Origin of the sequence: Novosphingobium sp. CF614, assembly GCF_900113255.1 — a bacterium.
GTDB lineage: Bacteria > Pseudomonadota > Alphaproteobacteria > Sphingomonadales > Sphingomonadaceae > Novosphingobium.
This window is the reverse complement of the sequence record NZ_FOOR01000031.1, coordinates 1-25602: the sequence shown is the minus strand read 5'-3', so window position 1 is coordinate 25602 and position 25602 is coordinate 1. Positions and strand designations below refer to the sequence as shown.

Below are 25602 nucleotides of genomic sequence, written 5' to 3'. Positions count from 1 at the left end.
ATGACCAGGACCGCATCGTTTGTGGCGAGGTTTTCAACAACGTAATCCCGCACGATGTCGCGCAAGGCCTCTGCGTCCCACCGGCCACGGCCTAAAATCGCCTGCTGCCGCCATGGACCGGGATCACCGGCCGCCTCAGCTCGCATCCAACCGGTCTTGCGGCGCTCGTCACCCAGCAATCCGTCAAGAAAGAGGTTCGCCGACGCGGCAACTCGCTCCTGCGTGAACAGCCCACGCATACGAGCCTTCACGTCGCGCAGCGACGATGCCCAAAGCTCCAACGTCGTTTCGATCGATGCACCCGTCATCCACGGCCTCCTTACCATGGAGACCTATTGATTCAGAGTTTCACTCAATGTGCAACTGTAATGTTAGGCGGCGTGGACGAATTCCACGCCGCCTGGGTAGCAAACTCAGCACCGACGCGACAGGCCTCCATCGACGACCAGCAGATGCCCGTTTATGTAGCGTGCTTCGGGCGAGGCAAGGAATACGGCGGCATTCGCCACGTCCCACACATCGCCTTGCTGCCCCGACGGCGAACGCCTGTTGCGCTCCTCGACGTTGCTGAGGCCCCGCCCCATGTCGCTGTCGATCAGGCCGGGCAGGATGGCATTGGCCCTCACCCCGCGCCCGGCGTATTCGATCGCGACAGCCACAGTCAGTTGGTCGAGCGCCGCCTTGGAGGCATTGTACACCGCATAGTTCATGCCCGTATGGCGGATCGATGCAATGCTCGAAACATTGACTATGGCCCCCTGCGAGGCAACCAGATGCGGCATGGCCAGTCGCATCGTGGTGGCAGCGCCAACGCAGTTCAGGGCAAAGCCGCGTTGCCAGATCGCTTGACCAAGGCTCTCGAAGTCTCCCGCAATGGGCACACCGACATTGTTGTGCAGGACGTCGATCCGGCCAAGCCGCTCGACAATGTCCCCGATTGCCATGCTGACCGAGGACTCGGACGTGATGTCCGCCTGCAGGATTCGGCAACCGGGCAGCAGTTGGGCCGTACGCTCGGCATTGGCCAGAATTGCGTCGACCACAACCACCTGTGCTCCCGCTGCCGAATATGCAACGGCCGCAGCCTGCCCTACATTGACGCCGCCGCCCGGGTTCCCCCCTCCGAAGACGACGGCCACGGCACCAGCCAACCGATTGCTCTTGATGGGCTCACGCTCATGCATGCGACCGCTTTCCTGTGTTGCCGATGAAACGAGAGAGCCTCACTCGACCAGGAACGAGGAGATCACATCGTTGAACCGGTCCGGCGCTTCCAGAAACGGGAAGTGTGCGCCACCTTCGTCCGCGCCGAATTCGTAATAGCGAGACTGCGGGATCTGCTCGTGAAGGAACCGCTGCGAACGGGGATCGACATGACTCACCGCGCCCCCGGTCACCAGCGTGGGACGATCGATCCGCCGCAGCACGTCACGCCAGTCCTGCATGCAATGGTTGACCAGCAACCTTGCCGCCAGATCCGGCGCGGTGCGGGCGTTCTCTTTCAATATCCAGTCCAGAAGTTCGTCGGAGATGGCCGGGCTGACCATCCCGCGGACGAAACCTGCCCTCACCTCTTCCCCGGCAGGGCCGGACAGGGATGCCGCCAGATCGCCAAGCTCTCCGAAACCGAACAAGGCCCCGCTCGTCACGCGTTCTTGTTCCGGCATTCCGCTGGCGATCATGAGCGAACTGGGCTGGTCGACCAGTACCAAACGGTCGATCTGGTCAGTCCCGAACAGGTCGATAAACGAAAGGATGACCGAGACCCCCATCGACCAGCCGAGCAGGGCCGCCCGCTCGATCCCCAATATCGCGAGCAGCTCGTGAATATCGCGAGCAAGCCGCGATATCCTCAGTCCGCCGGCCGGTGCCGGCGATTGGCCATGGCCGCGCAAATCGGGGACGATGACCCTGTACCGGTCCGAAAGGGTATCCAGTTGATGCTGAAACATTGCCCCTGACTGGGACCAGCCATGGATCATGAGCAAGGGCGGGCCCTCGCCCTTGATCCGGTACGGGACCCGCGCGCCGTCGGACGTCGTCATCCAGCCGGAGATTGCCATGGGTTCGGGTGCCCGTCTTGCGTCGATCATCATAGCCGTCCATCCCAGCACTGTGCGGTTCGCCCCGGATCAGAACCGGGCCGAGACCTCGACCCCCCATTCCCGCGGCCGCCCGAAGTAGGCTTCGTACATCGAGAATGTGGTGGAAATGTCGAGGCCGCTGACGATGTAGCGCTTGTCCGTCAGGTTGGTGACGTAGCCAGCGAAAGTGACCTTGTCGCCGGGAAGGGTGTAGGCAATGCGCCCGTTGAGCAGGGCATAGGGCCGCTGCGCGATTGCCTCGACGTTATTGGGGTCCTTGTAGGTCTTGGACCGATATGTCCCGTCCGCACGCAGCAGGATCCGTCCGCCCGATGCGAGGTTGACCGTGTGCTCGATGGAAGCATTGAGCGACAACCTCGGCGTTTCCGGCAGCTTGGCTGTGAGCGGGAACGATACCCCCGAATCAAGCTGGAGGTACTTCCCGTCAAGATAGCTGAGACCGGCCTGGATATGCGTACCGCCGAGCCGCAACGTCATTTCGGACTCCACGCCGCGAATGCGGGCTGCACCGGCATTCTGGACCACCGGCTGAGGAGATCCGTTGCTGTCCGCCAGCACCGAGGTCAGCTGGAGGTTGCTGTAATCGCTCTGGAACACGTCAATGTTGAAGGTGAGCCGCCGGTTGAACCAGCTTGTCTTGAGACCAAGCTCGTAAGCCTTCAGGCGTTCGGGCAGATAGCGCTTCAGCGATTGCTGGCTGAACAGGCGCGGGGTCCATCCGCCAACCTTGAACCCGTCCGAATAGGACGCATAGACCATGGCGTCGGGCGTCAGGTCATAAGCCAGCGAGGCGGCAGGGGTGAAGACGTCGTCGGTGGACTTGCAGTAGATAAACGTGCCCGTCACGTCGACCCCGGGGCACGTGAACTGACGTGGCTGCACCAGGAAGTACCACCTGTTGGTGAAGTCCCGCGTTTCGCGATTGTAGCGGCCGCCCACGGTCAGGTGCAGGCTCCTGGTGATGTCGAACGTGCCCTGCCCGAAGACAGCATAGGAATTGCCGGACAGGCGACTGTCAGACAAGGCGTTGAAATCAATGGGGATCGATGTGTTGACCAGACCGTCCCACAGCTTGGTGACGATGTTGTTCCGCATCTTTTGATGCATGAAGTAGAGGCCGGTGGTCCATTTGAAGCGGTTGTCGAACGACGACCCGTTAAGCTGGAGTTCTTGCGAGAACTGGGAATTGTGATCGTTGCTGATCGTCTCGGTGATCGCATAGGGCGAACTGTCGCCGTCGCGGCCGGCGAACCCGGTGACCTTGCGGTATGCGGTAATCGATTTCAGCGAGGTGTTGGCGCCAAGTTCCTGGTTGATGACCATCGAAACGCCCCAGACGTCATAGTGGTCGGCGTTTGGCCCGGTCGCATACAGATCCCCCGGCGCGGTTGCCCAGCGGCTGTCGAAACGCGAATTTGCGGGAAGGCCAAGTTGGGCGTTGATCGTCGGATAGTATTCGTTGTTCAGGGCATCCACGAGCGGGCTGCCACCCGGGACATAGGCGATATTGCCGCCGTAGGGCGCATGTTGCCGGATCCGCGTGTAATCGCCCGAAAGGGTCACTTCGGTAGTGCTGCCGGGCTTCCACAGCAGCACTGCCCGAACCGCATCCTGATTGATATTGCCCTGTCCGTTGCCGGACGGATCGAGAAGCCGCTTCTGCAGATCATCGGCCTTGCGGCTGATGGCCGAAAGCCGGACCGCGACATTCTGGCCCAGGGGGATGTTCATCCCGGCCGTGATGTCGAGCCGGTTGAACGATCCGACAGCCACGGACGCGTTGCCGCTGAGCACGTCGAGATCGGGCTTGACCGTGGTGATGCGGATGGCCCCGCCGATGGTGTTCTTGCCGTACAGCGTGCCCTGCGGCCCGCGCAGCACTTCGATGGCCTGGATGTCGCCCAGGCTGTTGAGCGCGCCACTGGAACTCGCCACGTAAACGTCGTCCACGTAGAGGCCCACGCCCGGTTCGTTCGGGATGAGGAAGTCGTTCTGGCCGACGCCGCGGATGAATATCTGCGCCGTGGTGCCGCCGCCGTCGGCGCGGCCGTTGTTGATGCTGACGCCGGGCACGAAGCTGGAGAACTGCTTGAGATCCTGGATGCCCTGCGACTTGAGCGTATCGCCGGTAACCGCGGTGATCGAGATGGGCACATTCTGGATATTCTCGGCCCGGCGACGCGCGGTGACCACGATCGTCATGGCGTCATCGTCCGCTACCGCGTTGGGTGTCGCATTGGGCCCGGCAGCCTGGTCGCTGGCGGTCGCCTGTCCCACGCTCGCCCAAGCCAATTCCGGCGCCGCCATGCCAACAGCCAGGCAGGCCGAAACCATCAGATGTGCTTTCCTCAGCATATGATCCCCTCCTAAAGGAGAACAGGTCGCTTTGCCGTGGCTGCGCCTGTTCCTTGATTGATCGCATTATCACCCTGCGTTGGCGGAGCGGCGATCTCAATCTCGGCAGGGCCGGCAAACAAATTCAATAATTGACCACTCGTTTTCATTTTTGATTTTTCAAACAGCTGTGGTCGGGAGGCGGCACCGCAAAGCCGAATGCAGCCTTCCACAATCGCAGGGCTAGGGTCCGTGGGGATTCATCGTGAATTGATGACGGCTGCGGCGAGGTAGATCATGGCGGCAAAGCTCTGATCAGTTTTGCAGGCACGCATGGCGATGCGCTTGAACTCTTTGAGTTTACCGAAAAAGTTTTCGATGAGATGGCGCCATTTGTACATTTCGGCGTCGATCTTGAGTTTCTTGGCGCGGCCTGGATGCTGCGAGATGACAATCTTTGCCCCGCGCTGATCGAGTTCATCGACGATCCAGTTGGCGTCAAAGGCTTTGTCGCCCAGAAGAGCATCAAACTCGGTACCCTCGATCAGCGGCGCAACACCGATAGTGTCGTGGCGGTTGCCCGGCAGCAGTTCGAAGCGCACGAGATTGCCCAAGGCGTCCGTCAGCGCCAGAATCTTGGTCGTCATGCCGCCTTTGGAGCGGCCAATGGCCTGGCTCGAAGTCCCCCTTTTGCACCTTGGCCGTGCCGGTGGACCTTGACGATGGTCGCATCCACCATAGCGTATTCCATGTCTGGCTCCTCCGACAAGGCATCGAAAATCCGCTTGAAAACATCGGCTTCGCGCCAATCGCGAAACCGCCGAAAGGCCGTGCTCCAGTTGCCGAACATGGCAGGCAAGTCGCGCCATGGACTGCCCGTCCGCACAATCCAAAGCACGCCCTCCAAAAACAAGCGATTGTTCCTGCCACTGCGCCCAGGGTCACTCGGCTTACCCAGACAATACGGTTCCATCTTTGCCCATTGGGCATCGGTCAATACGAAGCGGTCCATCACAAGTGTGAATCACATCTTCGATCAAATAGGAATCTGGAGGGTTCTGTGAGGTCGCGCGCGCGTCAGCGGGTTAGCTCAATCCGGCTTCAATGAGGTCGCGCACAGCGCCAGGCCCCACCCTCAGCGCCGCGCGACCTCACAGAACCCTCCAGATTCCCTTTTTCGCGCGGATCGGATTCAAGACTGGCGAAGGGAGCACGATCTTGGATCGACACGGATTAAGCGACGAGCAGTGGGAACGGGTTCGCCCCGTGCTTCCCGGGAAAGTAGGTCGTACAGCGCAGTTCGCTCCATTTCGTTGAAGTTTCCCTTACCGGACAGAGGAATGGGTATCGCCGCCTGCGCTGCAGTTGCCACGCGATTGGCCGGGTCATTCGCAAGCAAACCATGCAAGAATGTTGTCCCGGCGCGCGGCAGGCCGGTGCCAACTAGGGGCGCGACAAGCGCCGGTGCAGTCTCCATGCGCCCGTGATAATCGACCTGGAGCAGGCGCGAACAAAGCAGCACGTGCAGGCGTGAATGCGCGCGGGAGCGTCCAGTTTCGTGAAGCTTAGCTTCAGCTTCAAGCCCGCGACACAGTGCATCGAGACGGGCACGGAAACAGCTCTCCCCCCACTTCTCCCCGCCCCAGTCACCAAGGCGGGTCACTACTTCCGCACGCGCCAACAGGCCCCCTACCAAAAATGAATCCCCACAAGGTTTCAAAGCTTTGCCGTAGACTTCTTCAAGCAAAGTCATTGCTGACCTTTCAGTGGACAGGCCCTTTCTGACATATCTTCTCCAAGAGTTGCTTCAGCTGGGCACGGCCAATTGGGCCAAGTCCGTCATCCAGGCGCTTCCAGCCGAAGAGCGGTCGTGGAGCCGTTCAAGCCTCAACGATGCTGTCGTATTTCGGCCCCTTGATGGCCGACTTGGGGAACGGCGCGATGGTCTTGCGCAGAGTGCGCGCCGGGCCTTCGATCTCCACGTTGGGCCGGGCATGGTGCATTGCGAGGTTGTCCCAGACGATAAAGTCGCCTTCCTGCCACTTGTGGGCAAACTCCTTGCCACTGGCATAGAGGTGATCGAGCAGGGCTTCCAGCAGCGGCTCGCCTTCTTCCTCGGGCATGTCGGCGATCTTCTGTGTGGTCTGTTGGCAAACGTAGAGGATCGTCTTGCCGGTGCGCGGATGCGTGTAGGCAATCGGCGTGGTGGTGAAGTCTTCACCGGTATCATAGGTTGAAACCAGCACGTCGGTATCGCCTGCGGCGCGCTTGCGATAGACTTCAGGATCATAGTGCTGGATAGCCGATCGATGCTCGACCTTCTTGCGCAAATCCTCGGGCAGGGTTTCCCAGGCATCGACTGCACTGACGAAGATTGTCGGCGTCGCCGGCTGACCGACATCCTTGCCATAGAGAGAAATCAGATCGACCCGGTCCTTCGCGGACCACATCTGGTCGGAATGAAATAGCAGCCGGCCGCGGGGTGCGGCACCCTTGGGTTCACGATTGGAAATCATGAACTTGTCGTTGATGTATAGCGCGTCGGGATCAGGCACGTCATTGCCGATCAGCAGTTCGGAGAGATAGGTCTGGAACTTGATGTCCACCGGCGTGTTGCGGAACACCAGCAGACCGCATTCGTCGAAGAGTCTACGCAGTGTGGCGATGGTTTCTGCGTCGAGCGGGATCTGAGGCTCAAGGCCGGATACTTCGGAACCGAACGCTGGGGTCAGGTCCTTGGCTATAATCGCGGACATTATCTCATACTCCTTAGTCATGCCGGAAGGTAAAAACGAAACTGCCGTGCTTGCCGGCCAGAAAGTCAAACAGTGAATGGCCTCACCAGGTCAGCATTACATGATCGACGCCGCCGCCGACGCGGGTGTTATCGATCCGCAGCTCTGACGGGTCTACCGCCAGGCGCACATTGGGGAATCGGCTAAACAACGAGAGGAACACCGACTTGAGCTCCATGCGCGCCAAGCTCATGCCCAGGCAGCGGTGACTGCCGTGGCCGAATGATAGATGGCCGGTGTTCTTGCGGGCAGGATCGAATTCCTCGGGCCGTTCGAAGACTGCCGGATCGCGGTTGGCGGCGCTTTCGGCGATGATCACCAGATCACCCCGCTTGATGGTAACACCGCCAATCTCGATATCCTCGTTGGCATAGCGCATCAGGCCGAAATTGTGCGCCGAGGTGGTGCGAATGACTTCCTCCACCACCTGATCGATGCGTCCTTCGGGATCTTCCATGAGCCAGTTACGGCGGGAAAGATCGCTGAGCAGATAGAGTACGCCAAAATCCATGCGCACGGCGGTCGTCTCATGCCCGGGAAACACGAGCCCGGCGGCAAAGGATTCAAGCGAACGGGAGGCAAAGAAATCGGGGTCTTCCTCCTGCGCGCGAATAAAGTCGGAAATCAGGTCCTGCCCGAGATTCGTGCGCTTCACCTCGACCAGCTTGCGCATGTATTCAGTGAGCTCGGCGGCGGCCACCTGAGCGTCGGCACCATTGTTGGTCGCGCCCATGCGGTGTGACAGCGGGATGATGTAATCGCCATCCTTGATCGGGAAACCCAGCAGTGCGGTGATCACCAAGACAGGCAAGCGGAAACCGAGATACTCGTGAAAATCAACCGGCTTACCCGGATTGGCGTCGTGCTCGGCCTCCATGGCATCGAGGCAGCTGTCAGTAAGGCTTTGCACCCATTCCTTGAGCAGTGCCAGCCGCCGCGGCGTAAAGCCGGGCGCCAAAAGCTTGCGCATGCGCACCATCTGATCTTCGAAATCCATCCCCCCCATGGGGTGGGAATGCATCGCCGCCTCCGACATGCGGGCAGCGTTCTTGGGATCATGGTGCGTGTAATAACCAAAGCGGCGATCCGAGAAGACCGTCTTGGCTTCGTCATAGGCTACAACCACCCATGCCGGATCGCCAGTAGGCGTGGTGACCGAAACGATCGGAGCCTTGACACGTAGCTCGGCATAGACTGGCGAAATATCGAGCACATTTTCGCGGGAAAAAGGCATTTTCAGCCCATCAAGCACCGTACTCGCCATTGTTCTGTCCTCTCATCGCCGTTGCACAAGGATCACCCGAATCGCGATCTGCACATAACAAGAGTGTAGCGTGCATTTTGTGTGTGGACCACCACTTATTACTAGACTACTGGAATTTTTCTGACTACCAGATCACGTGATCGCCACCAATCAGGCACTTTGTCATCGCCCTGCGAGATCTTACAGGCGCCCTGCAGACTGGAAAACCATGACACCCCTTTCGATCCTGGACGTCTGCCCGATTATCGGGAGCGACGCGCCAACCGATGCCCTCAACCGCACGCGAGAGCTCGCGCAGGCAGCAGAAAAACTGGGCTTTCATCGCTATTGGATTTCCGAACACCATAACATGCCGGGTACTGCCAGTGCAGCTACTGCCGTGGTGATCAGCCATCTGGCCGCGGCAACGCAAAGCATGCGGATCGGGTCAGGTGGTGTGATGCTGCCTAACCACGCACCACTGGTTGTCGCCGAACAGTTCGGCACACTCGCGGCCCTTTACCCAGGCCGCATCGACCTTGGACTTGGCCGCTCGCCCGGAACCGACCAGATGACGGTTCGGGCGCTGCGACGCGATCCGCGCGGAGCTGAAAATTTCGCCCGCGATCTTGCTGAACTTCAGCTGTTTCTGGGCAAGGCCGCACCCGATCAGACGGTCCGTGCGATACCGGGCCAGGAAACTGACGTCCCGATCTGGCTTCTCGGATCGAGCCCATCGAGCGCCAAGCTCGCGGCGGAAAAAGGCATGTCGTTTGCCTTTGCCGCCCATGTAACTCCCAATGGGTTGTTCGAAGCGATTGAGACCTACCGATCCAGCTTCAGGCCCTCAAGTCTGGCGGAAAAGCCTCACTTCATGCCCTGCATCAACATCTTCGCCGCAGACACTGATGAAGCTGCGCACCGTCATTTCTCCTCGGCGTTGCTTGGCATGATGAATTTCTTTCGCGGTCGAATGGGACCGATCCTGCCCCCGGTCGACAATATTGAAGCTTTGTGGACCCCGCAGGAAAAGGCGACGATCATGCACATGCACCACCATACGATCGTCGGATCGGCTGCAACTGTGCAAGAACGCTTGTGCGCCTTCATTGCCGCGACCGGTGCGGACGAAATCATGATTGCCGGCAACTTTTTCGATCCTGCTGCGCGCATCCGCTCGCTCGAACTGATAGCCGGGATGAGCCTCTGCGGTTAAGCGCCTCAGGCAAGCGACAAAGCCCGGCCGCCATCGCGCGAAACTGAGCACGCCATTGATGAAATTCGCTGTCCGAAGCGAGGAAAGCGGCAAGTTCGCCGGCATTTTCGGCCGCGCCAGGCCGCCAAGCGGATTGATCGTTGCGTGGCTGGGCTGCGATTCGCAGCCCAGCCACGCCCATACTTTCGGTCAAGATCACGCCGGGATAAATAGCGTTCGAACGGATGCTATACCTGCATTCCATCGCAAAATTGCGCATCAACATCGCCGCTCAACAGCCGATTTGGGCAAGTCTGACATGCATTTGCGGGCTTTGCGGAGCCACTGAAATGTAGCTCGTTTTCAGGCGGCAGCGGATCATTCCACCATATCTGCTTTGGCGCAAATCGTTTAATCGAGCCGTTGCGAACGAGACCCTCAACCTTCCATTTCGACCTTCAATGTATCGAGCACGTTCTGATGCTGGGCGTGGGAACCGCCGATAAGAAAATCCTCGGTCTCCAGATCCCAGGTAACGTCAGATTGCGACTCTCCTTTCGGCGTGACCGTGAGGTGTCCGTTGAGAACATGGACGATCTTGCCAGGTCCGGCGACGGCTTCGAGGTCAAGCGGTTCGGGAAGTTCATAGCTGCATGTGCGTCGCGTATCGTCATGTTCGATCAATCTCTGCCTGATGCAGAAGCCCCATGCATCCTGCGTTACTGAGCGAATCCGGTTTTCGGAATCGCAAAGCTCCACCTTCATTCCGGGAAACCAGCTGAGGTCAGCAAAGTCACCGATCCGGGCCCATACATCGCTGGCCGTTCGGTTGATCGTCACTTCCGCGCGCTTCTTTGCAATAGCCATGAATTCTCTCCTTAGTACCATTTGCCTAGCATCATCACATATTCGGTAACCGTCGGCCAGAAAACCGACATGCGACCGCCGCGGATAGTTTCGCGCCTCCGCCATGATGGCACTGATCTGGGATTGCGCGGCGGATGCGTGATCCTCACTGGCGCGCCAACCCGCTCCCTTTCTGCATTTCAGGCCAGATCAGTGCCGTGGCCAATCCGCACGATGACCAAGCGCCATGCACATCGGTATCCTCGACATCGTTGCCCACTGGCGTCCGGATCGCCTCGCCCATCACCGCCAGCATCCCTCCCGTGTCCCTCCCGCGTCCGCCGCTATTTGCGATTGGGCTGAAGGCACCCTTCGATCCTCAAACAGACATGTGGAATCGTGGATATAAAAAATAGAGGTTGACTCCTAAATGATACCCGGAATACGATTAGGAGAGTTCTGTCACAATGAAGGTTTTTCAAAAATGCCGAAGTTGAGACAATTTCCCGATCTTGAAATTTCCGTGCTTTGCGAACTTTTAGTAATATAAATTCGGTACAGGAAATGCTAGAAAATAAACATTTTTATAATTGATATATAAAAATAATATGAACTAATATTGATTAGTTGCTTATTTATTGGTATTTTTCCAAGTTTTATATACTTAATTTTTCTATAATAATAAAAAAATATTGGGAGATAGTATGAACAAGAACTATAAAATAGTCATATTGATGAGTTCTTTTGCTCAAATTCTTGCGCCTGGATACGCCTATGCTCAAACTAGAGAGGGTGCGGTATCGGACGATACCATAGTCGTGACGGCTCGGCGCGTTGAGGAGCGTCTGCAAGACGTGCCGATCTCAATCGCCGTCGTGAGTCAGGACCGGATTTCCCAGGCGAACGTGACTTCGGGTGAGGACCTTGCGAAGGTAGTTCCCGGTCTCAATGTCCAGTCACGCTACTCGGCGGAGAATGCCACCTTTTCCATCCGCGGTTTCTCGCAAGAGTTGCAGACTTCGGCATCGGTAGGCACCTATTTCGCAGATGTCGTGTCACCTCGAAGCGGCGGAACGAGCGTCCAGGGTGAAGGAGCCGGGCCAGGCTCGCTGTTCGACTTGCAAAATGTCCAGGTTCTGAAAGGTCCCCAAGGTACTTTGTTTGGTCGCAACACAACCGGCGGGGCCGTGTTGCTGACGCCGCGCAAGCCGACTGATCGGTTTGAAGGGTACCTCGAAGGTTCCTATGGCAATTATAACATGATGCGGTTGCAGGGCGTGGTGAACGCCCCGCTGGCATCCTGGGCCAGACTTCGTATCGGCGTCGATCGTCTCAAGCGCGACGGCTATGTTCACAACGTCTCCGGGATTGGGCCGAGCGATTTCTACAATGCTGATTATGTCGCCGTTCGAGGAAGCCTTGTCCTGGATCTGTCGTCGGATCTTGAGAACTACGCGATCGTTTCGTACCTGCATTCGGACAACAACGGGCAGATTGCGCAACTCTTCCGCGCAAATCCCCTCTCGGTGTTCGGCTCGTTTGCTGTTCCCCAGGTCACGCGACTCAATGCCAGCGGCGAAAACTATCAGGTCGAACAAAATCTCAGCAATCCGCGCAATCTCACCAAACAGTTGCAGATCATCAACACGACGACCTTGCAGGCTTCAGACAATGTTACAATCAAAAATATAGCATCTTACTCAACATATCAGCAGATATTGAGGCAAGATCTCTTTTCGACAAATTTCCAAATACCCAATTTTGGGTATATTTCAACATCTCTTATTTTCAATGGGGATGGTATTAAAAATGCTGACCAGAAGAATTTTACGGAGGAGCTTCAGTTCCAGGGCAATGGAGCAGACGGTCGCCTCAAATATCAGGCGGGGCTCTATTACGAGCACAGCACGCCCGGGGGGCTATCCGGTACGAAGCTTCCTTCGATTGGCACCATATGCGCAGTCGGTCCGTTTGACACCATCGCGGACATCCGCTGCTACCCTCCCGGCCTCCTGACCGGCGCAGGTACGATGACGTCAGCGACAGGTTCGCTGGAGTTCATCAACATGGCCGCCTATGGCCAAGCGACTTATGCGGTTACCGATAAGCTCAAGCTCACCGGCGGTCTGCGCTATACTTATGACCGCTCGAACGGGGTTGGCACCGGTCTCAGCTATGTGTTTGTCAGCGCCAATCCCTTCCTGCCCGGTTCAGCCGTATTGGCTGGCTGCCAGGCGACCTTCGCGGCGTTCGCAAATTGCACGCAGACCCCGAAGACATCGACCAAACGACCGACCTGGACCCTGAACGCCACCTACAGTCCAACCGACGACCTCATGGTCTATGGCAGCTATTCGCGTGGCTATCGCCAGGGCGCCGCGGCACCATTTTTTCCCGGCGGCACTTCCACTTTTGGCCCGGAAAAAGTCGACAATTTCGAGGCTGGGGCGAAGCTCTCCTTTCGCGGCGATATCTCGGGATACCTAAACACGGCGGTATATTATTCCAATCTCAAGGATCAGCAGCTTCTGATTGGCGCACTCAGTACAACGACCGGAAATACCGCAACAGCCATCTACAATGCTGGCAAATCCAGGGTTTACGGATTTGACGTCGATGGATCGGTTCGTTTCTCGCCGCTTTTCCGCGTTGACGGCTCTGTAAACTATGTGAACAGCAAGCTGATAACGTTTGACGTGCCGGCAAGCATACCGGGATTCGACGTTATTCTGCCGTCAGCGCAAGCTGGTGACCCGCTGCCATTCACCCCCAAATGGGGTGTGAATGGCACGGGGGTCTTCACCCTTCCTGTTCCGGAAAATATCGGACGGTTCGAGCTTTCGGCAACCTATCGCTACAATTCCGCCTATCTGACTGCGGCATCCGGCACTTCCAGCATAAAGGCGACAGCCGTCAGCCAACTCGATTTGAATCTCGATTGGCGGAATGTCTTGGGAATGCCCATCGACGTCGCGCTGTTCGGTTCGAACATTACCAACCAGTTCACGGCAACGACTATCACGCCGCTGTTCAACAGCTTCGGCTTCGATACCCGCTATCTGGGGCGCCCTAGGATGTACGGCATTCGCGCAATGTGGCGGTTTGGCGAAGGCCAATAAGTTAAGGGAATATCCCGCTCAGCTGACTGTGACGGCTCCCACCAGGGTCGTCACAGTCAGCGCGATTGTTTTCGTATTGCCTAAAGCCAAGGCTGGTTCCGACTTTTTCGCATGATGCTCTAAGAAGAAAGAGGCTGTTTGATGAATGCCACGGGTCGTGATCTTGAGCCAGAAGCCGTGGGCGGAACCGTCGCCAGTCAGGGAAAGGCAATGGAGAAAAGCCGCACGTCGGCAGTGGATACTCCCGGTGCACCGGGGATTAGTCTGCCTGCCAGACGCATTCCCATTCCCACCACCATCAGTGTGGAGGCGCAGGCTGTACTGGCATGGCCAAGTCCCGGTGCTGCGGCGCTGGAGCCTGATCCAGAAGACAGCGCGGGTTGGGAAAAGTTCATTGATGAGGGAAACGCAGCGTTCTCCCAGATGCTCGCCAGCCAGATGGCAGCCAGCCAGCCCACCGAACTGATTGAGCACCGGCTGTCATCAGCGACGCTTTACGAAATCGTGCCTGCGACCTTGTCGGCAGAGCGTGGCAATAACGCCCTGCTCTATGTTCATGGTGGAGCGTTCATACTGGGGGGCGGTATGAGCGCTGCCTATTTCGCATATGAGCTTGCAAGGATTTCGGGTCTCAGAACTTTCTCGATCGATTACCGGATGCCGCCGCAATCGCCTTACCCCGCCGCCCTGAATGATGTGCTGGAAGGCTACCGCTTTATCATCAGCAAGTTTGCCGTCTTGAACGTTGCCATCTATGGCCCTTCCGCTGGCGGGGGATTGGCGGCATCATGCCTGTTGAAGGCCCGCGATCTTGGGCTGCCGCTGCCAGCCGCCTGCGTCCTTCACTCTCCTGAAGCCGATCTGACGGAATCGGGTGACAGTTTCGAAACCAACCTCGGTATTGATCCCGTATTGAAGCGCCTGACCAAATCCATTGCGCTTTATGCGGATGGTAATGACCTGAAGGATCCCTATCTTTCCCCCTTGTTTGGCGACTTCACCAAGGGCTTCCCGCCAACCATGCTTTCAGCGGGGACAAGGGACCTGTTCCTTTCCAACACCGTGCTCATGCACCGCGCGCTCAGGCGCGCTGGCGTGCCCGCAGATTTGAGCATCTGGGAGGCCATGGGCCATGTCGGCTTCTTTGGTGCCGCTCCGGAAGACCGCGAAATTCTGGAAGAGCAAGCGCAGTTCATCCTGGACCACTTCACAAAAGGGTGACGGGATGTTGCTTCTGCGCTCGGTGAGGTAAGTATGGTGTGATGCCGCAAATCTGCCCTGATCTCATTATCGAGGTCCCGGGCGGCGGCGATTGGGGACGCTCTGCAATGCGTCCTGGTCAATTTATCCCCACCCGTGGGCGTATTATCCCCACCCGTGGGCGTAAGTCTATTGGCTTACGCCGGCCTTGGCCTGGCCGCCGATCCCGAAATGCACGGCCTTGCTCATGTCTAGGATCTGCTCGGCGTGATCGGCGATCGCTTCAAGGGTCATGTCGTCGCTGACAAAGCCCTCGTTCTCCATGATCGCCATACGAAGCACCTGGCCGCCACCGGCCGCCAGGATCACTCCGTTGTAGGCACAAGAGTCGTGGGCCAGCCACACCGCCGCCGGCGAGGCCAACTCGGGGGTCAGCTTGTTGATGTAGGGTTCGAACACCTCTGCAGGGCGGCCGCTGACGGTGGCCATCACCTCGGCAGTCGACATGCGGGTGGTGTTGCGCGGTGAAAAGCCGTTGACGTGGACCCCGTTCTTGAGGCTCTCGGTGGCCAGCGTCAGGGTGAAGCCCAGCACCCCGCCTTTGGCCCCGCCATAGGGCGTGTTCTTCGGAAAAACACCTGCAGAGCCTTCCGAGCAAGTATTGACCAGCCGCCCGCGGCCCGACTTCACCAGATGCGGCCACGCCGCCTGGGTCATGTAGACGGTACCCAGGTAGTGCACCTCGACCATGCGGCGGAATTGTTCGGGAGTCTGGTCCTCGAAGAACTCAGGCTCGCTGATGCCGGCATTGTTGATCAAGATGTCGAAGCGCCCGAAGGTGTCGACCGCCAGCTTCACCACCGCCGCGCAGTCAGCCTCGCTGGCAACGGATCCGTAACTGGCAATGGCCTGGCCTCCCGCGGCCTTGATCTGTGCCACGACCTCGTCAGCGGGGCCTGCCGAGCCACCACTGCCGTCCACCGCCACCCCTCGGTCGGCGACGACAACCTTGGCGCCCCGCGAAGCCAAGGTAAGGGCGTGGACGCGTCCGACGCCTCTACCTGCGCCGGTGACAATGGCGACCTTCCCGTCAAACCGTAATTTCGTCATACCTTGCTCCTTCGCCCTACTTCCTGATACTGGCAGCAAGATCTAAGTCAATTTCCTTAATTTGCACTTGTGGGGGTGCGGCAGTAGAATTTGCGCTAATATGGTGGGGTATGGCTAGCAGAAACATCCAACAGCGAGGCGATCCGGGACGAGTGGCCACACGCATTGCTCTGATCGAGGCTGCCGAAACATTGTTCGCTCGCTCGGGCGTCGACGGAGTGACCATGCGCGAGCTCCAGGAGGCTGCCGGGTCCTCCAACAAGAACGTGGTGGCCTATTATTTCAGCGACAGGGCGGCTCTGGTCGAGGCCATCTATCGACATCGCATGCCGGCCATGGAAGCGCGCAGGGCCGAGCTACTTGAAGACCTGGACGCGGCGGGCGCGGGCAAGGATCTTGCCCGACTGCTCGACGCGCTCTATCGCCCGCTCCTGGAGCAGACGAACGCCAGTGGCAGGCATAGCTACAGTCATTTCCTCGCAGCGCTCAATTCCAGATGGGCGTGGACCCGCACTGACATTCGCGATGATTTCCTGGTGACCGAAGCGATCGTCGAACGGATGAGCCGGTTGGTTCCGCCAACCACTGACGAGCACTTCCGGCGTCGCATCAGTATGGTCTTTGCGCTTGTGGCGAACGCACTGCGAATTGGCGACGAGCAACGAGGCGATGGCACCCTTAGGGCCAGTCAGCTTTATTTCGACGCTATTCGAGTTGGCGCCGCGGCGTTCGCCATTCCCTTCGGAACCGAGCCCATAGCGTAGTCAAGGATCTTCGCGAGGGTTGAAGCGAGCCGCGGCAGGTCATAATGCGACCAACTCTGGCCTTGCTCCCTTTTTTCTGGCCAAAATCCCAAAGTCGCGACGCTCATTGATGCAAATTAAGGAAATTGACTTACACTTGACCGGCAGTATGAGGACAACTGTGGACCAGCGCATCGGCAGCCCGATAGCATCCATTGCTTGTTGGAGAGAGACTTGACTGAAGCAAATTTGACACTCCACGGAATGGTCGCCATTGTTACTGGCGCGGGGTCAAGCGGCCCCGGTGTCGGCACCGGCAAGGCCATCTCCATCCTATTGGCCCGGCGCGGTGCCAAGGTCGTCCTGGTCGACAAGTTCCAGGAACGGGCTCAGGAGACGCTGGACGCGATCCAGTCCGAAGGTGGCGAGGCAACAATCGTCACCGCCGATCTTGCCCAGATCCCGGAATGCCAGCGCATCGTAGACGAGACGGTGAAGGCCTATGGCGGCGTCGACATCCTGATCAACAACGCGGCGATGTCGGCTTCGGTGAGCCTGCTCGACACGACCCCGGAACTCTATCAGCAGATGGTGGCGGTGAATCTCACGGCGCCGTTCATGCTGTCGAAGGCGGCAATCCCGGAGATGATCAAGCGCGGCCGGGGCTCGGTCATCTTCGTCACCTCGATCGCGGCATTACGGGGCAACGCCGGCGGCCGGGGCGCGGCGGCCTACGCCGCATCCAAGGCCGGGATGCATGGGCTGATGACCGACATCGCAGCCGTCTACGGCCCCCAGGGCATTCGCGTTAACTGCGTCGCGCCCGGCATGATCAACACGCCGATGCGCGCCGGGGTCATGGCGAAGACTGGTCTGGACGTAGAGAAACTCAACAAGCAACTCGCCCTGCGCACCGCCTTGCAAATCGAAGGGACGGCTTGGGACATCGCAAAGGCCGTTGCGTTCCTGGTGGGGCCGGACGGCAGCTACATCACCGGCGTGCTGTTGCCTGTCGATGCCGGCGTCACCCAATTGATGGGCTGATCGCGACGCCGTGCGATGGAGACGGACGACATGACTCTTTCGGCTACCGATCTGCCCCCATCGGCACGAGGATCAGGAGTGCCATCGCGACCCTTCTGAGCAGCAAATACGCCAAGGAAATCCGGTCACTGCCGAAGTGAGCATGCCGCCGACCTTCGTCAGAAACAGAATCAAGTCAAAAACCGTGCACAATAGGCCTCGGGCAGTTCCTCTTCCGAGACCTTGCGCACGGTCGAGCGGCCGCCGGTATAGCCGTCCTCGCCTTTCATCCGGCACTCCGCGTCGAACGGGATCAGGATGAGAACGCGTCCCTGTGTCAGATAGTGGGCAGCAGGATCGGCCGTTTCGCCTCGCGCCCGCAGCATTTCGCCCCGCGGCCCGTTCATGAAATTGGTCCCTGGCAGCAGGGTGGTCTGCACGTATTCCTTCACCATGCAGTGGTCATCAATGACAAGGCGCCGGATGTCGATTTCGAAATAATTGCTCTGCGTGGCGAACATGTGCAGATACATGTCCCGGATGCCGTCCCTGCCCTTGGGGCCGATGTCGATGCCATCCGACCAGATGTGAAAGCGCGGATCGGGGCTCATGGTCGCCATGAGGCGGTCTATGTCGCCGCCGACTTCCGCCGCCGTATGCTCGATGTAGACGTCGATCATCCGGCGCTGGCGCGCGCTCTCCAGTGTCGCAGCCTTGGCCCTTGCAGACTTGGCGAACAGCTCGAGATCGAGGTTGATGGCTTCCATGATCGATTTCTCCCTGCTGGCGCGAATTCAAAGTTCGGAAAGGATCAGGTCGCCCGCGCGCCAGCCAAGCGCCATGGCCGGCGCATTGGTTCCGCAGGACACCATGACCGGAAAGGCGGAACTGTCCACCACGCGCAGCCCCTCGACACCGCGCACCTGCAATCGTGAATCGATCACCGCGTCGTCGCCCGGCCCCATGGCCGCCGTGCCGACGCCATGGAAATTGGAAAAGCCCCTGGTGCGGACATGTTCGGCAAGGCTTTCGTCGTCCTTGCCTTCCGGCTCGCCGGCGAGGAGCCTTTCGTGATCGATGTACTCCGCAATCGGGCTGGCCGAAAACAACTCGTCGGTGACGCGGAAGAGTCCGGCGATCGCCTGGCGGTCGTAGGCGGCGGTGAGAAAGTTCGGGTCAATGTCCAGGTCGGCATGGGGATCGGCCGAAGTGATGCCGAGGCGGCCCTGGCTCTCAGGGCGCAGGACGATGCCAAGCGCCTGCATTCCCGGCTCCCGCTCGATGCCGGTGGGGCCGCTCGAATAAGGCGCTATCAGGAGCTGCACATCGGGGCGGGGCAGATCGGGCCGCGTCTTGAGGAAGGCTACGACATCGAAGCCAGGCTGCGACATAACCCCCCGCCGATCGACGAGATAACGCATCCCCGCCAGCAACTGGCGCGGCTTGGAACTTAGAAAACGGTTGTAGCCAGCTTGCCTGTTCAGCCGGAACTGGAACATCGGCGAGCGGTGTTCGCGAAGGTTTGCGCCGACATTGGGCGAATCGACGACGACATCGACGCCTGCCCTGCGCAGCACGTCAGCCGGGCCAATGCCGGATAGCTGGAGCAGCTTGGGCGTTCCCATGCAGCCCAGGCTGAGCAGAACCTCGCGCCGCGCCGCAAGGTCGACCAGGGTGCCGTTGCGGTGGACCGTAACACCGCAGACCCGCTCTCCCTTGCACACAAGGCGCACGGCAAGCGAACCGGTTGCGATCGTCAGGTTGGGACGATTGCTGAACGGGTGGATGAAGGCACTCGCCGCGCTGACGCGCACGCCGTTCTTCACCGTGGCCATCGAATAGCCGATGCGGGCTTCGTCGCTCTCGTTGCAATCGTCCACGATATCGAGGCCGATATTTCCCCCCGCTTCGATCACCCGCATGCTGATCGGATCGGCATCGCGAAACTGCGAAACGTGCAGCGGGCCGCCCGCGCCGCGCGTTGCCGTCTCGCCAAGGGCATTGTCCTCCATGGCCCTGTAGGCCGAGACCATCTGCGCCCAGCCCCATTCGGGATTGCCCAGCTCGGCGAGATGATCGAAATCGGCCTGGTTGCCGCGGTTGTACATCATGCCGTTAATGGAACTCGAACCGCCGAGCACATTGCCGCGCTGCCAGACTTCATCGCGGATCAACGGATCGCGCGAATGGACCGGGAAGTTCCAGGTCAGATGCTTGCGGCCTATGATCAGGCCGAACCCCTTGGGAATCTTAATCCATGGGCTTGAATCGCGGGGGCCAGCCTCTAGCAGCAGGACGCTGATTCCGGGATCGCAGGACAGTCGATAGGCCAGAGCGCAGCCGGCTGAGCCAGCTCCCACGACAATGTAGTCAAACTCCACTGACCCCTCCCATGAACCGCTCGGGGCGGATTTTCTTCCGGACTCGCCAACCGCCCGAATTTTATCGGTTTTGGTTACCAACGCGGCATGCCACTGTAGGTCGCAGCAAGTGATGCGCCAAGCAATGGTTGCACGAAATGAGGGCGAAAGCCGGATCTGATGGAATGGTTGGCGGCATGGCCAGCGACTGAAGGTGTTCCGCCCTGTTCCGAACAAGCTTGCAAGCGCTATGCTATCCTGAACGGGAAAATGAGAGGGCCAAGCCCTCTGGGCGTAACTTGAGGCGCCTGTCGCGCTCCTCGTCGTACTTTTTTCTGAGAGCAGCAGGATCGAAATCGAATTCATTGGTGAGGGGCATTTGGTCCGTTCTCCTGGAATTCGCTTTTTATTTGTTTCCGTTCAGTGGCACATGCGCTCAAGCATTTCAAATCCCTGGTCAACCAGAGTGTTGAAGTCTTCCTTGGCCTCGCTGAAAGCCCACTGTTCGGTGGCACCGCCAAACACACCCAGCGCAGTACGGGCGATCAGCAGGCATTCTTCCCTCGCTTCGGGATCTCCGCGCCGTTCGAACAGAGCGTCAGCAACGGCGTCCATCCAGCGACGGCCGATATTGTAGGCCACGCCGCACAGGAACGGCGATTGGCCCACGGCACGTCCGGTCCTGATCGTTCGCACGGGATCGACATTCGGCACCCAGGCTGCTTGCAGCGCCAGGCGCACCGCCTCAAGGTCCCGGATTTCACTCGGTTGGCCCCGGACAGCGGCGCACAGTTGCGACAGCTGCGAATCTTGATCGTTGAGAATGATATCCGCCTTCGTGCCAAAGTAGCGAAAGAAGGTGGAAGGAGAGACATCCGCCCGCTGCGCGATCTGATCGACCGAAGTCGCCTCGTAACCCTGCTGCGCAAACAGATCGAGCGCGGCATCCTGAATGGCAATGCGCGTCCGCGCTTTCTTGCGGGACCGCATGTCCGGAATGGATTCCGGTGCAGGTTGATGAAAGGTGACTTGCAACGACATGACAATGCCAATAGGTATATAACTGACATATGTTAGTCAACTGTCAAATGGAGATCGATCAGCTCCCGTCGCTGATGCAGGCTTTGCCATCGGGGCGCTGTGTTGGGCGATCAAGAGCTGCTGTCGATGTGGCCTGTCAATGTGAGAGGAAGTGATATGACGGAATTGCGATTCGATGGGCAAGTCGCCATCGTGACTGGCGGCGGAAGGGGCCTGGGCCGACTTTACGCCATGGATCTCGCCCGTCGTGGTGCCAGCGTTTTGGTGAATGACCTTGGCGGTTCCAGCCGGGGCGACGGTGCCGACGCTTCGGTCGCGGATCTGGTCGTGGCGGAGATCAGGGCCGAAGGTGGTATCGCGGCGGCATCGGGCGACAGCGTCGGCACCCCGGAAGGCGGACAGGCGATTGTCGATGCGGCGCTCGAACGGTTCGGCCGGGTTGATATCGTGATTAACAATGCCGGGATCATTGCATTCACCCCCTTCGATCAGGTGGCGCCCGACGAGTGGCACAAGACGCTCAACGTCCATCTCGACGGCAGCTTCCATGTCAGCCAGCCGGCATTTCGCCAGATGAAAAAGCAAGATTATGGGCGCTTTGTGTTCATATCTTCGACATTTGGTGCATTCGGCCAGATGGGGGCCGCAAGCTATGCAACCGCCAAGGCTGGTTTGCTCGGACTGTCGAATGTGATTGCGCTGGAGGGCGCAGCGCACGGTATCCGGTCTAATGTGGTGCTGCCAGTCGGCTTCTCCCGCATGGTGACAGATCAGGAATCCGGCGGTCCGGTTCCGCCAGGCCGACAGGCCTTCTACGATGCGATCCGGCCCGAACTCATAACGCCGCTCGTCGTCTTTCTAGCCAGTCGCGATTGCGCCCTGAACCACCGGGCCATCGCCGCCTGCGCCGGCCGCTACTCGCGGGTGTTCAGCGGCTACGGCGAAGGCTGGCTTTCAGAAGCGGGCAGCACACCCAGTGCCGAGGATATGGCTGCACGGATCGCACAGCTTGACAGCACCGATGGCTTTTTCGTGCCGGAATCGTCCGTCGACGAGACAATCGCGGTCTGCCGCCAGCGCGGCATCGATCTCTCCCAGATGCAGTGACGCGAGTTTAGTCGCTCGAATTCCAATGATGTCTATGGAGGCGCTATGAAACTTTCAGGCAAAAGTGCGTTGGTTATCGGCGGATCAGCCGGTCTTGGCCGGGCCTGTGCGGAGGCCTGCGCGGCCGAGGGGGCCAGCGTGATGATCGCTGACATCAACCAGCCCGCTGCCGAAGCTGCGCTGGCCGCGATCAGCGCAGCCGGGGGAACCGCCAGCTTTATCCTCACCGACGGCACCGACGATGCTGCTGTCAGTGCGTCTGTGAATGCAACCGTGGCGCAATTCGGCGGGCTCGACATTCTGGTGAACAGCATCGGCGGAGGCCGCTCGGCAGGCGATGCCGGTTGGCATCAGGCGATCGATCTGTTCCTCAAGAGCAGCTATTACGCCTGCAAATATGCAATTGCCGAGATGGAAAAGCGCGGCGGTGGCTCCGTCATCAACATTGCGTCCATCGCAGGAGTGACCGGCAGCGTGGCGACGGACGTCATGACAACGGGTTATGCCTGCGCCAAGCATGGGGTGGTCGGGCTGACCCGCACGTTGGCCCTGGCCTATGCGAAGAAAAATATTCGCGTGAACGTGATCTGCCCTGGCTATTTCAAGACGGAAATGACCCCCATGATTCACGACAAGGAGGACGGCGGATTATCGCACATCAACGATAACCTGAGGGTGCCGATGGGGCGCTGGGGCGAACCACACGAAATCGGCACGGTTGCGGCCTTTCTCGCATCGGATGAGTCGTCGTTTATCACTGGCCAGCCCATCGTTGTCGATGGCGGCTTCATGGCACGTTGACGCCAGCGCGGGTCACAGGAATCAGAGGAATTGGGCTCGTATCAGGAGCTTGGAGCGAGGAGAATCTGGAGGGTTCTGTGAGGTCGCGCGGCGGAACGCGGGGGTTCTGGCGCTGAGCGCGACCTCATTGAAGCCGGATTGAACGAGCCCGCTGACGCGCGCGCTTCGCTATGGATTTTGCGGTACCCGCATGGGTCCGGGGACGTCGGCGGATTGGTCCACATGGTGCCCCGCAGCGCCGCAGCTGGCAATGTTCCGGCGTGGATTATGGGTTGGAACGGTCCGCTGGGATCCTTGCGACAGACACGAGGAGGGTGGGTGGCGTGCGAAACGATGCCGTAGACGCGCGCCATCGTTGCATCGATCAGCGTGGCTGCGATGCCAAAGTGGCTGATCATGGTCGTCCAGCGAGCTCATGACGTATCCGGCCATCGTCACCCTCGGGCCAAAGTTGCGGTAATCCGCACAGTACCGCCACAACATGGGCAAATGCTGGGATCAAAGGGAATGCGCTGAGGTCGAGACTTGGCAGGTGTCGGCGGTTCGCTTGGCATTTCGGCAATCAGGTGCCGGATCTGTGCGAGCCTGGCACGGCGGATGCCATTGGCGAGGAACCCGTAATGCCGGATGCGGTGAAATCCGTCCGGTAGACAGTGCAGCAGGAACCTGCGGATGAACTCGTGAGGCTGCAAGGTCATGTCGCGAGACGCGTTGCCTTTGCGATAATCCTTCCAGCGGAAGGTCACGCCGGCATCGTCGGCACGCACCAGTCTGCTGTTGGAGATGGCAACGCGGTGCGTATAGCGACCGAGGTAGGCCAGCACATGCGCGGGCGAGCCGAACGGTGGCTTGGCATAGGTGATCCAGCGCTTTTTGCGCAGCGCCCGGATCGCTTCGGCAAAGCGCCCGTCATCGTGGAGTGGCGCCAGGTCGCCGAAGAGGTGCAACTGGCCAGCGGCATGGGCGGCCTGCAACCGTTCGATGAAGAGCCGGCGGAACAGCTTGGAGAGGACATGGACCGGCAGGAAGAAGCCGGGCTTGCAAGATATCCAGCGCGAACCGTCGGCAGCGAGTACACCGCCGGGAACGAGGCAATGGATATGGGGATGATGGGTCAGCGTATGCCCCCAGGTGTGCAGGATACCGATGAAGCCGAGTTCGCCGCCCGACGGTGCCTCGGGTCGGCGGCAATGGTCTTGAGCGTCGCGGCGACGGCTTCGAAGAGAATGCCATAGAGCTGCCGCTTGTTCTGATAAGCGATCGCGGCCACCTCGCCGGGCACGGTGAACACGACATGGAAATAGGGAACGGGCAGAAGGTCGGCTTCGCGATCGGCAAGCCACTTGTCGCGGGCGGCACCTTGGCACTTGGGACAATGCCGATTGCGGCAGGAGTTGTAGGCGATGCGCGAGTGCGCGCAGTCGTCGCACGTCTCGACATGCCCGCCCAGTGCCGCCGTCCGGCACAACTCGATCGCGGACATGACGCGGCGTTCCACCCAGCCGAGATGGCCGTCGTGAGCCTGGGCATAGACATTGCCGTGGCGGCGGAAGATATCCGCCACCTCCAACTCGGAGCGCACGGCGGCGCGTCAGGCGGGCGGCACCACCTCGAGGGTCAACCGGTCGAGCGGGCTCTGCGCCGCAGCGATCGTGGTCGTGGCAACCTGCGTGTAGCGCGCCGTCGTCGACAGGCTGTTATGCCCCAGCAAAACCTGGATGATGCGGATATCAACGCCGCTCTCCAGAAGGTGGGTGGGAAAGCTGTGCCGCAACGTGTGCACGCTGACCTTCTTGGTCAAGCCTGCCCCCTTGGCGGCGGACCGGCACGCCGCATGCAGCACGGTTACGTTGATCGGCCCTTCGCTTCGGCCTGGAAACAGCCAGTCCGACGGCCGCGTCAGGCGCCCGTAGGTGCGCCGGATATCGAGCAACTGAGCCGACAGCATCACCGTGCGATCCTTGGCGCCTTTGCCATGCCGGACCTGGAGCAGCATCCGGTCGCTGTCGATATCGCCGACCTTCAGGCTCACGACCTCCGATACGCGCAGGCCAGCGGCATAGGCTGTGGTCAACGCCGTCCGCGCCTTCAACGACGGCACCGCTTCGAGAAAGCGCACCACCTCGTCAGCGCTCAAGATCGCCGGCAACTTGCGAGGCATCCGTGCATAGACAATCCGCTCGGGTATCTCGTGGCGGTTCAGCGTCACGCCGTAGAAAAAGCGCAGTGCGCAAACGATCTGGTTGAGCGACGGCCAAGATATCCCCCTGTGACACGAGATAGACCTGAAAAGCTCGGACATCCTCGAGCCCGAGCCGATCTGGCGAGCGCCCGAAATGGCGGCTGAACTTGGTGACGGCGTGCAAGTACGATCGCTGTGTCGCCGGCGACAGGTTGCGCAGCATCATGTCGTCGATCATACGGCGACGCAGCAGAGGTGGGATCGTTAGACCGTCGGTGATCAAGCTCTGATGCGCGGATTGGGTACCGCAGTTCCGAGTATGCGTCCGGGGCTGATCCGTTCTTACTGCGGGCGTCGGCGATGCCGGCCACAAAACGTCCGTCGGATGTTCCCCTGCC

The 25602-nt window shown here is 59.5% G+C and carries 21 protein-coding genes and 3 pseudogenes; 7 read left to right on the top strand and 17 right to left on the bottom strand.

Annotated elements, in window-relative coordinates; genetic code table 11:
• From BM052_RS18045 to BM052_RS18015, 8 genes and pseudogenes are all read right to left on the bottom strand, one after another.
• A pseudogene (locus BM052_RS18045) lies at positions 1–308 on the bottom strand (IS701 family transposase); the annotation flags it as partial.
• Positions 309–413: 105 nt separating this feature from the next.
• Positions 414–1184: an SDR family NAD(P)-dependent oxidoreductase gene (locus tag BM052_RS18040; RefSeq protein WP_091149151.1), complete on the bottom strand. Its 771-nt coding sequence runs from the start codon at positions 1182–1184 to the stop codon at positions 414–416.
• Positions 1185–1223: 39 nt separating this feature from the next.
• A complete protein-coding gene (locus tag BM052_RS18035; protein WP_218151580.1) occupies positions 1224–2093 on the bottom strand; it encodes an alpha/beta fold hydrolase in 870 nt (289 codons plus the stop codon).
• Between the two features lie 39 nt (positions 2094–2132).
• Positions 2133–4460, bottom strand: coding sequence for a TonB-dependent receptor (locus BM052_RS18030; protein WP_091149148.1), 2328 nt, complete (start codon positions 4458–4460; stop codon positions 2133–2135).
• Between the two features lie 239 nt (positions 4461–4699).
• Positions 4700–5451 (bottom strand): IS5 family transposase gene (locus tag BM052_RS18025; protein ID WP_091149147.1). Its coding sequence is split into 2 segments (ribosomal slippage): positions 4700–5121 and positions 5121–5451, totalling 753 coding nucleotides; the frame shifts between segments, so codons are not numbered across the junction.
• Between the two features lie 180 nt (positions 5452–5631).
• Positions 5632–6192: a sulfotransferase gene (locus tag BM052_RS19685; protein ID WP_143084894.1), complete on the bottom strand. Its 561-nt coding sequence runs from the start codon at positions 6190–6192 to the stop codon at positions 5632–5634.
• Between the two features lie 127 nt (positions 6193–6319).
• Positions 6320–7264 (bottom strand): TauD/TfdA dioxygenase family protein, encoded by a 945-nt coding sequence (locus BM052_RS18020; RefSeq protein ID WP_143084893.1) that lies wholly within the window; start codon positions 7262–7264, stop codon positions 6320–6322.
• Between the two features lie 13 nt (positions 7265–7277).
• Entirely contained in the window at positions 7278–8498 is a 1221-nt protein-coding gene (locus BM052_RS18015) for a cytochrome P450 (RefSeq protein ID WP_091149143.1), read from the bottom strand.
• Positions 8499–8706: 208 nt separating this feature from the next.
• Here BM052_RS18015 and BM052_RS18010 point away from each other — a divergent pair, with 208 nt between their 5' ends.
• On the top strand, positions 8707–9693 hold the full coding sequence (locus tag BM052_RS18010; RefSeq protein ID WP_091149141.1) for an LLM class flavin-dependent oxidoreductase: 987 nt from the start codon (positions 8707–8709) through the stop codon (positions 9691–9693).
• A gap of 417 nt (positions 9694–10110) precedes the next feature.
• Here the strand turns inward: BM052_RS18010 and BM052_RS18005 are convergent, their stop codons facing one another.
• Together BM052_RS18005 and BM052_RS20035 are read right to left on the bottom strand one after the other, a co-directional pair.
• A complete protein-coding gene (locus BM052_RS18005; protein WP_177198555.1) occupies positions 10111–10539 on the bottom strand; it encodes an SRPBCC family protein in 429 nt (142 codons plus the stop codon).
• 145 nt (positions 10540–10684) lie between these two features.
• Positions 10685–10834 (bottom strand): hypothetical protein, encoded by a 150-nt coding sequence (locus BM052_RS20035; RefSeq protein ID WP_177198554.1) that lies wholly within the window; start codon positions 10832–10834, stop codon positions 10685–10687.
• 388 nt (positions 10835–11222) lie between these two features.
• Between BM052_RS20035 and BM052_RS18000 the strand changes: the two genes are divergently transcribed.
• Complete coding sequence (locus BM052_RS18000; protein WP_091149138.1) at positions 11223–13637, top strand: TonB-dependent receptor; 2415 nt, start codon at positions 11223–11225, stop codon at positions 13635–13637.
• A 141-nt stretch (positions 13638–13778) separates the two neighbouring features.
• Positions 13779–14858: an alpha/beta hydrolase gene (locus BM052_RS17995; RefSeq protein WP_255406250.1), complete on the top strand. Its 1080-nt coding sequence runs from the start codon at positions 13779–13781 to the stop codon at positions 14856–14858.
• A 168-nt stretch (positions 14859–15026) separates the two neighbouring features.
• Here the strand turns inward: BM052_RS17995 and BM052_RS17990 are convergent, their stop codons facing one another.
• Positions 15027–15947, bottom strand: coding sequence for an SDR family NAD(P)-dependent oxidoreductase (locus tag BM052_RS17990; RefSeq protein ID WP_091149136.1), 921 nt, complete (start codon positions 15945–15947; stop codon positions 15027–15029).
• 152 nt (positions 15948–16099) lie between these two features.
• On the opposite strand from BM052_RS17990, the gene BM052_RS17985 reads away from it, so the two are divergent.
• Positions 16100–16711, top strand: a complete 612-nt coding sequence (locus BM052_RS17985) for a TetR/AcrR family transcriptional regulator (RefSeq protein WP_177198553.1) — start codon at positions 16100–16102, stop codon at positions 16709–16711.
• A gap of 243 nt (positions 16712–16954) precedes the next feature.
• Entirely contained in the window at positions 16955–17734 is a 780-nt protein-coding gene (locus BM052_RS17980) for an SDR family NAD(P)-dependent oxidoreductase (protein ID WP_091149134.1), read from the top strand.
• A 170-nt stretch (positions 17735–17904) separates the two neighbouring features.
• On the opposite strand, the gene BM052_RS17975 is transcribed toward BM052_RS17980, so the two are convergent.
• The 3 genes from BM052_RS17975 to BM052_RS17965 all read right to left on the bottom strand — a co-directional run bounded on the left by BM052_RS17975 (position 17905) and on the right by BM052_RS17965 (position 21114).
• Positions 17905–18480: a nuclear transport factor 2 family protein gene (locus BM052_RS17975; protein ID WP_091149132.1), complete on the bottom strand. Its 576-nt coding sequence runs from the start codon at positions 18478–18480 to the stop codon at positions 17905–17907.
• A 27-nt stretch (positions 18481–18507) separates the two neighbouring features.
• Entirely contained in the window at positions 18508–20094 is a 1587-nt protein-coding gene (locus BM052_RS17970) for a GMC family oxidoreductase (protein ID WP_218151579.1), read from the bottom strand.
• A gap of 399 nt (positions 20095–20493) precedes the next feature.
• Positions 20494–21114, bottom strand: coding sequence for a TetR family transcriptional regulator (locus tag BM052_RS17965; RefSeq protein ID WP_091149129.1), 621 nt, complete (start codon positions 21112–21114; stop codon positions 20494–20496).
• A 156-nt stretch (positions 21115–21270) separates the two neighbouring features.
• On the opposite strand from BM052_RS17965, the gene BM052_RS17960 reads away from it, so the two are divergent.
• A complete protein-coding gene (locus BM052_RS17960) occupies positions 21271–22221 on the top strand; it encodes an SDR family NAD(P)-dependent oxidoreductase (protein WP_091149127.1) in 951 nt (316 codons plus the stop codon).
• A gap of 45 nt (positions 22222–22266) precedes the next feature.
• Positions 22267–23022 carry an SDR family NAD(P)-dependent oxidoreductase gene (locus tag BM052_RS17955; protein ID WP_091149126.1) on the top strand — a complete coding sequence of 252 codons (756 nt, stop codon included), beginning with the start codon at positions 22267–22269 and terminating at the stop codon, positions 23020–23022.
• Positions 23023–23456: 434 nt separating this feature from the next.
• On the opposite strand, the pseudogene BM052_RS20340 reads toward BM052_RS17955, so the two are convergent.
• The 3 genes and pseudogenes from BM052_RS20340 to BM052_RS20480 form a co-directional block, all read right to left on the bottom strand.
• Positions 23457–24604 (bottom strand): annotated as a pseudogene (locus BM052_RS20340) (IS91 family transposase).
• Positions 24605–24613: 9 nt separating this feature from the next.
• Entirely contained in the window at positions 24614–25324 is a 711-nt protein-coding gene (locus tag BM052_RS17945) for a tyrosine-type recombinase/integrase (protein WP_369821555.1), read from the bottom strand.
• A gap of 19 nt (positions 25325–25343) precedes the next feature.
• A pseudogene (locus BM052_RS20480) lies at positions 25344–25427 on the bottom strand (integrase); the annotation flags it as partial.
• Positions 25428–25602 lie beyond the last annotated feature (175 nt).